Below are 12,094 nucleotides of genomic sequence, written 5' to 3'. Positions count from 1 at the left end.
ATGATATAAAAAGAGTAGCAGAAGTGCTTTTAGAGCTGAACCTGCGAACAGGAGGGGAACGGTCAATGAGTGATTATCAGGTTTACCTTGTGGAAGATGAAGAGAATCTCTCACAGGTTTTAAAAGCGTATATGGAACAAGAAGGTTGGAACGTTACCGTTTTTGACAATGGCGAAGAGGCTTCAAAAAACGTAGAAGATACTCCTCATCTATGGATTCTTGACATCATGCTTCCAGGAATTGACGGGTATGAAGTATTAAGGAAAATCAAACAGCATGCGGATACTCCGGTTATTTTTATTTCGGCCCGTGATCAGGACCTTGATCGCATAGTCGGTCTGGAATTAGGCAGTGATGATTATCTTGCCAAGCCGTTCATGCCGAGGGAACTGGTGATCAGAGCTAAAAAACTTCTCATTCGGGTGTATGAAAGCGGAGCGATGGCACCTAAGAAAATAGAGATCACTGGCTATATTATTGATCCTGTTGCAAGAAAAATCACCTTTGATGAAGAGCTCATTAACCTGACATCCAAAGAAATGGACGTTCTGCTGTATTTGATTGAAAATCTTGGCACTTCAAAAGCGAGAGAAGAGATCCTGTCTCATGTTTGGGGCTCGGATTATTTCGGCTCAGAACGTGCGGTTGATGATGTAATACGGCGGGTAAGAAAGAAGATGCCGCGCTTGAATCTTGAAACGGTCTACGGCAACGGATACAGGATTGTTACTTCATGATCCGTTTGAATCTGACACAGAGAATCTGGATATCGTTTGCCCTTTTAATCCTTCTCATAGGGCTTATTCTCGCAATTATCTTTCCGCTTTCTATTAAAAAGACGATGACTGATGAAACCTACAAAATTATCAAAATAGAACAAGATCAACTGATGGATCAGGATAAAGAGATTCCTCAGCCTGATACATCGATCGATTTTATAGAGCGCAGAAAATTAGGCCGCTCTGTTGGCCATGTCGTCATCAAGAACGACTATCTTGGTACAAAAGGGGATTTTATTCCTGATCATGTGCTTGCAGAGATGAGTTCACATGCCTACAAGCAAAGAGCCAATCAAAAGAAATACGAACTGACGTATGGCGATGCTACACTGTTCTACATCGTGAAAAGGCTGGAAACAAATTCTCAGGGGAACTTTTATTTAATTTCCTACATGTGGGATACGTACCGTGATCAGATGGTGGACCGGCTATGGACACGGCTGCTTTGGATTTTATTCTTTACCGGAATGATAGCGGTCATTCCTGCTCTTTGGATGGCACGCTACCTTAGGGCTCCGTTGACGATTTTGGGGAAGCGTTTTGAACAGATCGCTAAGCGAAACTGGAAAGAACCGTTTATCTGGCATGAAGATGACGAATTTCAAAGGCTTTCGCAGCAGTTTGAATCCATGCGCCAGAACCTGATACGGTATGACACCGCTCAAAAGACATTTATCCAGCATGCTTCCCATGAACTGAAAACTCCGGTTATGACGATTAAAAGCTATGCCCAGTCGGTCAAGGACGGCATCATGCCGAAAAATAACATCGAAGACATGATGGATGTCATTTTAAGTGAAGCTGACCGGATGGAGAATCGGGTAAAGAACATGCTGTATTTTACAAAGCTTGATACACTGAAACAACAGACCCTGCAGTGGGAAATGATCTATTTTGGTGTGCTGGCAGAGGAAATCATCAGCCGTTTCCGTTTTCAGCGGGATGATATCGAATTTTCCATCATGGGTGATGAAGTTTTATTCTGGGGCGACCGTGAGCAGATCACCATCGTTTTTGAGAACTTCATTCAAAACGCGATGAGATACGCAAAGTCCAAAATCATATTATCCGCAAAAGAAGAAGGAAACAATATCTCCCTTGGCGTATGGAATGATGGGGAGCAGCTTTCTGACAGGGACAGGGAGAACCTTTTCCTGCCGTTCCGAAAAGGCAATAAAGGGCAGTTCGGGCTGGGCCTGGCGATTGTGAACCGGATTGCGGAGCTGCATGGCGGAACGCCAAAAGTAACGAATATAGAGGAGGGCATTCTTTTTGAGGTAATCCTTCCGAAAGACCGTCAAACGTGAGGAAAACGATAAAAACTATGAGGTGACATAATGAAAAAAGGTCTTGCTCACTACAAAGTAGGAGAAGTGGTAGATTCCTACTTGATGATCAAATCATCGACCAAATCTACTGCAAGCAACGGAAAGCCGTTTTTAAATCTGATTCTTCAAGACCAGACAGGAGATATCGATGCCAAGCTATGGGACTGCTCACCGGAGGACGAGCATCAATACGTTCCTCAGGCGTTGATCAAAGTTACTGGTGATATGAGCAGCTATAGAGGGAAGCTGCAGCTGAAACTCAAACATATCCGGCCCGCAACAGAAATGGACGGCGTGAAAATTGGTGATTTTGTAGAAACAGCTCCCCTCGCAGAGGATGTAATGATGGAGAAAATCACCCAGTATATTTTTGAGATGCAGAACCCGAATATTCAACGAATCACAAGGAACCTCTTAAAGAAATATCAGGATGATTTCTTTAAGTTTCCGGCAGCCGTAAAGAATCATCATGAATTTGTTTCTGGACTTGCGTATCATGTTGTGTCTATGCTGGATCTGGCCAAGGGAATAGCCTCCCTTTATCCATCACTGAATACCGATCTTCTTTATTCCGGCATCATCCTTCATGACTTGGGCAAAGTTATCGAGCTGTCCGGACCGGTGGCGGCCAACTATACATTGGAAGGAAAGCTTCTTGGCCATATTTCCATCATGGTAAATGAGATTGGAATTATTGCAAAAGAACTGGAAATTGAAGGGGAGGAAGTCACCGTTCTCCAGCATCTTGTCCTAAGCCATCACAGTAAACCGGAATGGGGAAGCCCTAAGGCTCCAATGATCCGTGAGGCAGAAATCCTGCATATGATCGATAATTTTGATGCCAAAATCAATATGATGGATAGGGCGCTCGGCAAGATAGAACCTGGGGAATTCACGGAAAAGATCTTCCCGCTGGACAATCGAAGCCTTTATAAACCACTATTTGAAAAAGAATTAGCAAAAAAGTAATTGTCGTAACAATTTGAATATGGTAAATTTAGAGAGAGATAAATGAGATGGAGGCTATGACAAATGAAACCCATTGTTCAAGAAAAGGTGTCTGCTAAATAACTAACTAAATCAAAATCTGTACCTGATGGCTAAAGGAAGGCGATTTTTTCCTTAAGTTTATAGCGTACCAGTGTGATTTATTTAGTTATCACCTTTTCTCTTGAGCAATGGACCATTTGTCATACTATAGCCTTCAGCACGTATGGAAGCCTGTAGTTGACGTGGAATGCGCAGCTATAGGCTTTTTTATGCCCAATTCTGCTTTTCCATGGTTATCCGCTCAGGAGATCGGTTGATCGCAATTGGATTGAAACATATGAAAAGAGAGTGATAGGGATGAAGTGGAAAGATTGGGACAGAAACATTAAAGTCCGGCTTTTGGGCGAGTTCGTAATTAATCTATTGTTTTGGATGTTTTTCCCGTACATGGCGATATACTTTTCCGATGAACTCGGAAAAGAGCAAGCCGGCATGCTGCTCGTAGCTTCCCAATTAGTGGGTGTCGTCACTAACCTGGTCGGCGGATACTGTGCGGACACTTTTGGGCGAAAGAAAATGATGGTGGTTGCAGGAGCCGGGCAGGCCGTTTCCTTTGCTGTGTTCGCTCTAGCTAATTCACCATGGCTGGATTCACCGGCACTTACTTTCATGGCGTTTACAGCGTTAGGATTGTTCGGCTCCCTATATTGGCCGGCAAGCCATGCCATGATCGCTGACGTTGTGCCTGAGAAGAACAGAAGTGAAGTGTTTGCCGTTTTCTATACGAGCATAAACATATCCGTTGTGTTTGGACCTGCATTAGGAAGCATCTTCTTTTTCGATTACCGGTTTGAATTGCTGCTGGCCTGTACGATTGTTGGTATCATCCTGACGATCGTGCTGCAAAAGTTTATCAGGGAAACGGTTCCTGAAAAGAAACCGTTGGTTGAGGATAAGAACGGCGGGCAGAGAAAATGGAATGAGGTCGTGTGGAATCAGTTGAGAGATTACCGGGTCATCGCCAAGGATAAACTGTTCCTGCTGTTTATTCTCGCCGGCGTGCTTGTCGCACAGACCTTTATGCAGCTTGATTTACTTATCGCGGTGTATACAACAGAAAAAGTGCCGGTACAGACGCTGCTGCATCTCGGTGACTGGTCATTTTCTCTTTCAGGAGAGAAAGCGTTCGGTTACATCGTATCCACCAATGGTTTATTGGTCGCGCTGTTAACCGTGTTTATGTCGAAATGGATGAACAAGTACAGAGAAGGAAATGTCTTTGTGATCTCCACACTTTTATATGGTGTGAGTATGCTGATGTTCGGCAACACCACCGTGCTTTGGCTGCTGTTCCTGTCCATCACCATCTTTACGGTCGCTGAGTTGATGGTGGTCGGCATTCAGGAGAGTTTTATCTCCAAGCTTGCTCCAGAACATATGCGAGGGCAATATTTTGCTGCAGCTGGCCTTCGATATTCCATTGGCAGAAGCCTTGCTCCATTAACCATACCGCTAACCATGTGGATTGGATTTCGATGGACGTTCTTCCTGCTTTTCGTGTTGACGGTAGTTGGGGCAGGATTATATCACATCATGTTCAACCTGCTGGACAAAAAACAACAGAGTGCTAAAAAACAAAAAGCTGTTGCACCCAACGCGGCTGGTTAAGAAAAAAACAAAGAGGGTGACATAACTTCCTTCCTTGCATCATAAGATGGGAATACGAAGCTTGTCTTAGGAGGAATAGGAATGAAAGGATATGTAGCTCTGGGTCTTGGGGTCTTACTTGTTGCTGCTTTTGTGTTAAAAGAATTTATCGCTCCTCTTCAATATTTTTTTGAACTGACACCGTTTTGGGTGTACTTTGTAGTCGCCGGCATCATCTTCAGCGGATATCGGAGCTACAATCTCGGTGCCGAACAGAAGGTACTCGACCTCAAAGTGATCGAACAAGAAGGGGAAGTATTCATGAAACGAATTGCTGAGGAGCGAGAGCGAAGAAGTAAACCAATAAATCACTAAAAAAGAAACCGGCCGTTCGGGGTTTTGATAAAGCCCAGAAGAGGCCGGTTTTTTCGCTGTTTGGGAGCGGTTACTCACGGTTTTGCAGGGTTTACTGATGCGTTTACTCGCGGTTCGACACGATTTACTCACGGTTTTTCCTCTGTTACTCACGGTTTTACGAACTTTACTCACCAATCATATCATTTTCACAAAAGAGCATACCTCGCCAAAACAGGGTGATTCCTGAAAGGAATCACCCTGTTTTGCATCTCATTATTGCTGTGGCTGTGTTGGCATTTGAGTGTCTTGCTTTTTAAGTGCGTCTTTTAGATCCTTATCTTTGATCTTAATGTCAGCATCTTTCTGAAGCTTCGTGATAACTTCATCAGTTGGCTTGGCTTTTTGCTGCTTCAATTCTTCGCTGATTTGTTTCTTTTTATCTTCGAACTTGTTCGTCTTCTTGTCTACGACTTTGATAATATGGTAGCCGAATTGAGACTTAACAGGATTGCTGACTTGGCCAGGTTTCAATTTGAAGGCTACTTTATCAAATTCAGGCACCATTTGGCCTTTACCGAAGAAACCAAGGTCTCCGCCTTTGGATTTAGAGCCTGGGTCTTTAGAATACTTCTCCGCAAGTTTAGCAAAGTCCTCGCCCTTATCCAGTTTCGCTTTGACTTCATCAGCTGTTTTCTTGTCATCCACAAGGATATGGCTGGCTTTTACTTCTTCTTTATATTTTTCGTTAAATACTTTTTTCATTTCAGCGTCGGTTACTTTTACACCGTCAGTCGCTGCTTTTTTGTTTAGAAGCTGTGTCTTCACTAGTTTTTTTAAGTCTTTTTCATTCTTGATGCCATTTTGTTGAAGTGCCTGCTTGAACTGGTCTTCACCGCCAAGCTGTTTTTTGATGTTGGCGATCTCTTTGTCGATCTCTTTATTAGTAACCTTGTACTCTTTTTCGAGAAGTTTGTTATCTACCATTTGCTTAAGGACTTGATTTCCGTACTGTGCCTTAAGCTCATTGTAGAATTCATCCTTGGTGATGTCACCAGCTTTGGATTCCACAACCTTCTCTGATCCTGCACCGGAGTTACACGCTGACAGCGATAAGACTCCCGCAGCAAGTCCAAGGGATAATAACCATTTTTTCATCTGACACACTCCCACTGTTCGAGTAATATTTTCACAGTATCTACTATAGCATAAACATTGGACAAAATCCTATTCATACTCGGAATTATGAGAAAAATTACACATATTTACTGTTATATCAGCAAGGAAATTTTTCAAAACCGTGACATTCGTCTAATCAAACCTAGACATATCACTATATGATGTGGAGAAGAAAAAAGGAGGAGATTGATGATGGGATGCGGTGCTGGTTTTGGACATAGCTTTTTAATTCTGGTCATTCTTTTCATTTTATTGATAATTATTGGATGTACTTGCTTCGTATGGTAAGGACAAGGAGTTAGGCAAGAGTTTAAAATTTCTTTTGGTTTTCAGGCAATAGCCTAAGCGCCCGCGGAATAGGCTGCATAGGATAGCGTAAGAAATAAAGGAGGTGGCATCATGGGTTCTACACATGGAAGAGGCTTTGCGTTAATCGTTGTGTTGTTTATTCTGTTGATCATCGTCGGTTGTGTATGTTGGGGAGGCTGGTGCTAAGTAAGCACGGGCTGTGATAGTAGTAAACTGGGGGCTTTTTTTCTGCTGAGGAGGTAATATAATGGGCGGTGTTTCTGGCGGCTTTGAGCTGATTGTTGTATTGATAATCCTACTCATTATTATCGGATGCATTTGTTTCTGCTAATGAAAACAAGAGAGGAGCGGTAACAGCCGCCCCTCTTGTTTTCATTAATTTAATATGTATAGATATTTTCTACATAGGCACTGATTAAAAGGATGGTAATCAGAACATTTATCGTACGGAACACATTGGGCTGTGTTTCAGCCGGTATGGATTTGCGAGAACATAGTTCATTGGTGAGGAGATTAAAAACAAATAAAAAAACGGGGGCAAGAATTACAAATATGATATCTGGCATGTTACAATACCTCCATAAAAAGCTACCATTCTTACTTTAACAAAAGTTGGAGAATAAGAATAGGAAAAAGCAACGTTATGGAGGACGAAAATGAATAACAAATGGAAACTGAGCTTCCTTGCCTTGGCTGCTGTTATCGTTAGTGTGATTGTTGTTGTGGCCTCACTGTTATTTTCAGGGGGGGGGAAGGGCTTTGATCGGGCCGGACAAGCAGGGGACTCTCTGACGGGCAAAAAATTATTCACGATACATACCGGCAAAGAACAGGCTGTCTTTTTAATGAACAAAGAAATTGAAGAACAAAAAAATTTGGATCTTAAGGTAAGGCTTACGGATCAGATGAAGCTGTTCGGGCGTGTAGATGTTTTTGGACGTGAAATCGTATACCAGATGTCCCTTGAACCAGAAGTGCTGCCTAATGGAGATCTAGCCTTACATGAAAAAAACGTGCAGGTTGGACGGTTAAATCTGCCAGGTGAGCAAGTGCTTAATCTGGTATCAAACAGTGTGAAACTTCCAAAATGGGTGAAAGTATATCCGCAGGAAAAAGTGATCCATGTCCAGCTGACCAAAATGGACAACAAAAAGCATATCAGAGTAAAAGCCAAAGAGGTCGATCTGCCGAATAACAATATTTCAATCGACGTGTTTGGAAAATAATCGAATGGAGAATTTTTGAAGAAAAGAAGAAAGCCGCCTTACAAAAAAGGCGGCTTTACTATACAATAGAAACTAAAGATCGACTATAAGAAAGCAGGATGAAGATGGAAACGATTGAAGAACGTGTTGAACGGCTGGAATACTATAACCAGCTTACTGTACAATCGATAAATTTAAGGACATATCCCTTTTATACGCTGGTGATGGAAAAACATCTGAGCGAAGTCGAAGTGGGAGATGTCCTTTCATTGTGCGATGAACTCCAACGACGTTTTGAGGTCCAGAAAGAGAGCGGTTATGTGCAGTACCTGCCTCTACTTCTCCATTTTGCAGGAATGCTGAATTCGAAACTGAAGCCGAGAGAAACCATTCAAGCTCTCCGTACCCAAGGCGTCTATCCTGAGCTTATGGATAAGCTGTATGATTTGGCGCGGCGTTACGAGTGAACGCCGGCCAGCTCAGGAGTGATCGGAATAACGTTGTTAGGTGTTTTCTCCGCCATGGTTTCTTCAATTTTCATCTCCAGCTTGTTGAAGATCGTCATGAAATCTTCTCCGTACAGGTTACGGATCATGCACATGATTTCAGGGAAGTCAGGGAACTTACCGTAGAGCTCCTTGATCGGCAGTGCTGAGGAAAAGACGCCAAAGCTTGCCGGATCATACGTTTCCATCGTTTTCAAGAGAAGCTCTTCACCCTTATCTGTCAATTGAATGTATGTATTTCGCTTGTCATTTTCCTTTTTTGAAAATGAAAGGTAGCCTTGCTCCTCCAGTTTTTTTGAAAAGTTAAATGCCGTAGATACATGCATAACCCCGAATTTTGCAATATCGGAAATGCTTGCGCCTTCTAATTGATGAGCAATCCACAAAATATGATGTTCATTGATGTTTAATCCGTAATCCTTAATCCAATTCTGCCAGTCTTTTTCTACACTTTTCCATAATGCTTTGCTGATCTGTGCGAATTTATGACTGAAAATCATGGCTTCCTTTACACTGTACAAATTATCCTTTTCCATACTAAATGCCCTCCATTACTACATATAAGAACATCAATCTATCCCTCATTATGCCAGTATTTTCTATAATAAGAAAGTAAAATTTTTCAAAACTCAAAGAAAAATTGGTAATAAAGGCATAAAACTTAAGTATGATAACAGATGGAAGATCATAATTGCTGAATAATAAAGAAATCTCCCGTTCAAGGGAGATCCTCAATTGTACAGTTAATGATTTGCCAATGACGTTTTGCTTTCCTCGAGTGTGTCCTGAATTTCTTTTACGTTTTCCTGGATGCTTTCCATATTCGGCTGAATTTCTTCCTTCCAATCATCGATATCCTTTTTTATGTCAGCGGAAGCCTGTTTGAACGCTTCTTTTCCTTCTTTGGAAACAAACATTATTTTTTCCTTAAGCGTGATGCTTTCACGCTTCATTTTAGAAACAGAGTTTTTTAATTTGTTTGCGCTGTCTTTAATGTCCTGTCTGATGTCCTTTCCTGACTTGGGTGCGGACAGCAGAGTAGTTGCTGCTGTAACAATTGTTCCGATGGCAAAGCCGTACAGTAGAGATTTTGCTTTAGACATGATTTACTCCTCCTCTTTTATACTTAGTATTACATTCTTGGTGGATCAGATGAATTCCTATCGAGAAATTTCTCGAAATCATAAATATTTAACGATGATTTTCGGCATGATTGGACAGGCACCTGCATATCTATAATATGGGGAGGGATGGACCATGGATTGGAATATCATATTATTGATGTTTGCGGGCCTGCTGTTGATAATGCGAATGATGTACTCCTTAAACACTACCCGCCGATATTCTTTTCGTAACACATTGATTATAAAAAGGAGAAAATCAGCATTTATTTTCGGTTTGATCGGAATCGCAGGGCTGGTTGGCTGTTTGCTGACCTTTGTCACAAAATAACGAATCATAGGGAAAGCTGATTCTTTTTGAATCTGCTTTTTTATGTTAGAAATATATTAGATAAAGGTATAATAACAACAGGTCAGGAGGAGGGTATTATGGAGCGTCACACAATCGGTAATTATTTTAACAGAATGAAAAGCAAGGCTTCGGTCATCCTGGATGATGACCATCAAACAGGTGAACTGATCACCAATGCCGAGAAGAAAACACAATCTGCGCAAAGCAACAGCGGCTTGTGGGAACTCACTTCACAGGTAAAAGCTTTAATCAGGCTGGTCAAGCATTATCGGGACGGTTCCTACCGGCATGTATCTAAAAAATCGATGATGCTCATCGTTGCGGCCCTGCTTTATTTTGTCAGTCCAATCGATGCTGTTCCAGATTTTTTGGCAGGAATCGGCCTTTTGGATGATGCTGCTGTGTTAGCCTTTTTATACAAGACGATCAAAAAAGAAATCGATCATTACATGGAATGGGAAGAAGAAGAGCAAACGATAAAGCCGGCACCTTAAGATCAGGTACCGGCTCTTTTTTATTGCAATAATATTTAGATTACGCCTGAATCTGTTTCGATTGTGCTGGCATGGAACGCTTTCTGATGCTGTGTGCGACCGGGTACAGAACGAACATGACGACGCTGTTTACAGCAGCTGTCGGCAATACGACCGCCAGGAAGATCGATAAGAAGGTTCCAGGCAAACCGGCTACGAATAGAGCCGTTGCAAGGAAAATTGACCCGCTCACAAGGGTTCCAGCAAAAGTCAAAACAGCAGCGGTCAAAGCATTTAATTTATAACGGGAAACGAAAAGGAATAATCCTAAAAAAACAAGTGCGGTAATGGGTTTATCCACCAGGTTCGCAATCTGCCCGCCTGGGAATGTAGTTGTGATGGCTGTAATAACACCGGTTGCCAGCGCAGCTACAATGACGTTAGACAGCGTTGGGAACATGATAATGGTTAGAAAAAGCATGGTAAGCATCATATCAGGCCTCATGCCTAAAAAGAAGGGCGGCATAATGGCGTGAAGAACATACCCCAATGCCAGTAGAACTCCTGTTAATACTAAAGATTTAGTTTTCATGACTCATCTCTCCTCTACTCAACTCTTAAGTTCTTTCATAGGTGCACTACTGCCCCATGCAAAGAAGTTACTCTTATCTTAACAAATCTAGAACTTTTTGAACAGTACATATAGCCTATTCCTCATGTTTTTTCTGGAAATTCACCATGAAATGCCTTAGTGCTTCGCAGGCTTCGAGCGGAACGGCGTTATAAGCGGATGCTCTGCATCCTCCAATTGAACGATGGCCGGCCAATCCGTAAAATCCTTGAGCTTCTGCTTCTTTTAAAAATTCTTTCGTCAGCTCTTGGTTTTTTAAGGTGAACGTAATGTTCATCAGTGAACGGCTGTTCTTAGCTGCGTGCCCTGAGTAAAAACCTTGGCTTTCATCGATAGCGTCATAGATCAGCTGCGCTTTTTCTTCATTGCGTTTTTCGAGTGCCTCCAGACCGCCAAGTCCCTTGGCCCATTCGAGAACGAGCTTCAGAAGATAGATGGAGAAGGTTGGCGGTGTATTATAAAGCGAACGGTTTTTAATGTGAGTCTCATAGGAAAGGATCGCCGGAATCCCTTGATTTGCACGCTCAGCAACATCCTTTCTGAAAATCACAACGGTGACTCCTGCAGGTCCAAGGTTCTTTTGAGCTCCTGCATAAATAAGGCCGAACTTATTTACCGGAATTCTCCTGCTTAAAATATCACTGGACATATCAGCGATTAAAAAAGGGTGCTCAATGCCCTCAAATGAAGGCCATTGCGTACCATAGATCGTATTATTGGATGTGATGTGGACATACGAATATTCGTCTTGAGACAAAGAAGGCACCTCAGGGATGGAGGTATAATTGCCAGCTTTTCCGGATATGATCTCTTTCACCTCTCCAAATTTGCTTGCCTCTTTTACCGCCTTTTCGGACCATGAACCGGTTAGGATATAGCCAGGCTGTTCATCGGGTCTCATAAAATTCATGGGGATCATCGCAAATTGCAGGCTGGCGCCCCCCTGCAGAAACAGCACTTCGTAATCATCCGGTATGGAAAGCAGGCCCTTTAAGAGGTTTTTGGCTTCCTCATGTACTGCCTCGTAATGTTTTCCACGATGGCTGTGTTCCATAATGCTGATTCCGGTGTCATCGAAGTTCAGAAATTCTTCCTTTGCCTTTTCCAATACCTGACGAGGCAGAGCTGCGGGTCCTGCGTTAAAATTGTAAACCTGTTTCATGAATGCATTTCCTCTCCTTTTTGTGGTCTCAACCAATGCTGTTAAATAAAAAACTGCC

The 12,094-nt window shown here is 42.4% G+C and carries 18 protein-coding genes; 12 read left to right on the top strand and 6 right to left on the bottom strand.

Going from position 1 to position 12,094, the window contains the following annotated elements:
* Positions 1-65: 65 nt before the first annotated feature.
* The 5 genes from QYF49_RS22600 (at position 66) to QYF49_RS22580 (ending at position 5,119) form a co-directional block, all read left to right on the top strand.
* The gene (locus QYF49_RS22600) at positions 66-737 is read left to right on the top strand and encodes a response regulator transcription factor (RefSeq protein WP_290401853.1); all 672 of its coding nucleotides are present in this window, start codon (positions 66-68) and stop codon (positions 735-737) included.
* Positions 734-2,086, top strand: coding sequence for a sensor histidine kinase (locus tag QYF49_RS22595; RefSeq protein ID WP_290401852.1), 1,353 nt, complete (start codon positions 734-736; stop codon positions 2,084-2,086). Before QYF49_RS22600 ends, QYF49_RS22595 begins: the two co-directional genes overlap by 4 nt.
* A gap of 30 nt (positions 2,087-2,116) precedes the next feature.
* The gene (yhaM, locus tag QYF49_RS22590; RefSeq protein WP_290401851.1) at positions 2,117-3,076 is read left to right on the top strand and encodes a 3'-5' exoribonuclease YhaM; all 960 of its coding nucleotides are present in this window, start codon (positions 2,117-2,119) and stop codon (positions 3,074-3,076) included.
* 378 nt (positions 3,077-3,454) lie between these two features.
* Complete coding sequence (locus tag QYF49_RS22585) at positions 3,455-4,765, top strand: MDR family MFS transporter (RefSeq protein WP_290401850.1); 1,311 nt, start codon at positions 3,455-3,457, stop codon at positions 4,763-4,765.
* Positions 4,766-4,846: 81 nt separating this feature from the next.
* Positions 4,847-5,119 (top strand): sporulation YhaL family protein, encoded by a 273-nt coding sequence (locus tag QYF49_RS22580; protein ID WP_290401849.1) that lies wholly within the window; start codon positions 4,847-4,849, stop codon positions 5,117-5,119.
* Between the two features lie 255 nt (positions 5,120-5,374).
* Here QYF49_RS22580 and QYF49_RS22575 read toward each other — a convergent pair whose 3' ends face one another.
* A complete protein-coding gene (locus tag QYF49_RS22575) occupies positions 5,375-6,256 on the bottom strand; it encodes a peptidylprolyl isomerase (RefSeq protein WP_290401848.1) in 882 nt (293 codons plus the stop codon).
* Positions 6,257-6,466: 210 nt separating this feature from the next.
* Between QYF49_RS22575 and QYF49_RS22570 the strand changes: the two genes are divergently transcribed.
* The 3 genes from QYF49_RS22570 to QYF49_RS22560 all read left to right on the top strand — a co-directional run bounded on the left by QYF49_RS22570 (position 6,467) and on the right by QYF49_RS22560 (position 6,917).
* A complete protein-coding gene (locus QYF49_RS22570) occupies positions 6,467-6,565 on the top strand; it encodes a YjcZ family sporulation protein (RefSeq protein ID WP_290401847.1) in 99 nt (32 codons plus the stop codon).
* A 111-nt stretch (positions 6,566-6,676) separates the two neighbouring features.
* Complete coding sequence (locus QYF49_RS22565; RefSeq protein ID WP_082316024.1) at positions 6,677-6,772, top strand: YjcZ family sporulation protein; 96 nt, start codon at positions 6,677-6,679, stop codon at positions 6,770-6,772.
* Between the two features lie 61 nt (positions 6,773-6,833).
* The gene (locus QYF49_RS22560) at positions 6,834-6,917 is read left to right on the top strand and encodes a YjcZ family sporulation protein (RefSeq protein WP_290401939.1); all 84 of its coding nucleotides are present in this window, start codon (positions 6,834-6,836) and stop codon (positions 6,915-6,917) included.
* A gap of 49 nt (positions 6,918-6,966) precedes the next feature.
* Here the strand turns inward: QYF49_RS22560 and QYF49_RS22555 are convergent, their stop codons facing one another.
* Positions 6,967-7,152 (bottom strand): hypothetical protein, encoded by a 186-nt coding sequence (locus QYF49_RS22555; RefSeq protein ID WP_290401846.1) that lies wholly within the window; start codon positions 7,150-7,152, stop codon positions 6,967-6,969.
* A 90-nt stretch (positions 7,153-7,242) separates the two neighbouring features.
* On the opposite strand from QYF49_RS22555, the gene QYF49_RS22550 reads away from it, so the two are divergent.
* Together QYF49_RS22550 and QYF49_RS22545 are read left to right on the top strand one after the other, a co-directional pair.
* Complete coding sequence (locus QYF49_RS22550) at positions 7,243-7,812, top strand: YpmS family protein (RefSeq protein WP_290401845.1); 570 nt, start codon at positions 7,243-7,245, stop codon at positions 7,810-7,812.
* A 104-nt stretch (positions 7,813-7,916) separates the two neighbouring features.
* Positions 7,917-8,258, top strand: a complete 342-nt coding sequence (locus QYF49_RS22545) for a DUF1878 family protein (RefSeq protein WP_290401844.1) — start codon at positions 7,917-7,919, stop codon at positions 8,256-8,258.
* Here the strand turns inward: QYF49_RS22545 and QYF49_RS22540 are convergent.
* Together QYF49_RS22540 and QYF49_RS22535 are read right to left on the bottom strand one after the other, a co-directional pair.
* Positions 8,249-8,833: an HTH-type transcriptional regulator Hpr gene (locus tag QYF49_RS22540; RefSeq protein ID WP_290401843.1), complete on the bottom strand. Its 585-nt coding sequence runs from the start codon at positions 8,831-8,833 to the stop codon at positions 8,249-8,251. The two genes, QYF49_RS22545 and QYF49_RS22540, sit on opposite strands and share 10 nt — an antisense overlap.
* 207 nt (positions 8,834-9,040) lie before the next feature.
* Entirely contained in the window at positions 9,041-9,400 is a 360-nt protein-coding gene (locus QYF49_RS22535) for a YtxH domain-containing protein (protein ID WP_290401842.1), read from the bottom strand.
* A 154-nt stretch (positions 9,401-9,554) separates the two neighbouring features.
* Here QYF49_RS22535 and QYF49_RS22530 point away from each other — a divergent pair, with 154 nt between their 5' ends.
* A complete protein-coding gene (locus QYF49_RS22530; RefSeq protein ID WP_290401841.1) occupies positions 9,555-9,749 on the top strand; it encodes a hypothetical protein in 195 nt (64 codons plus the stop codon).
* 98 nt (positions 9,750-9,847) lie between these two features.
* Positions 9,848-10,264: a YkvA family protein gene (locus tag QYF49_RS22525; protein ID WP_290401840.1), complete on the top strand. Its 417-nt coding sequence runs from the start codon at positions 9,848-9,850 to the stop codon at positions 10,262-10,264.
* A gap of 40 nt (positions 10,265-10,304) precedes the next feature.
* On the opposite strand, the gene QYF49_RS22520 is transcribed toward QYF49_RS22525, so the two are convergent.
* A complete protein-coding gene (locus tag QYF49_RS22520) occupies positions 10,305-10,835 on the bottom strand; it encodes a tryptophan transporter (protein WP_290401839.1) in 531 nt (176 codons plus the stop codon).
* A gap of 115 nt (positions 10,836-10,950) precedes the next feature.
* Positions 10,951-12,036, bottom strand: a complete 1,086-nt coding sequence (gene serC, locus QYF49_RS22515; protein WP_290401838.1) for a 3-phosphoserine/phosphohydroxythreonine transaminase — start codon at positions 12,034-12,036, stop codon at positions 10,951-10,953.
* Positions 12,037-12,094: the final 58 nt, after the last annotated feature.

This window comes from Fictibacillus terranigra (assembly GCF_030412265.1).
In the GTDB taxonomy this organism is placed as follows: Bacteria; Bacillota; Bacilli; order Bacillales; family Fictibacillaceae; genus Fictibacillus_C; species Fictibacillus_C terrinigri.
This window is presented reverse-complemented; position numbering and strand designations above follow the sequence as displayed.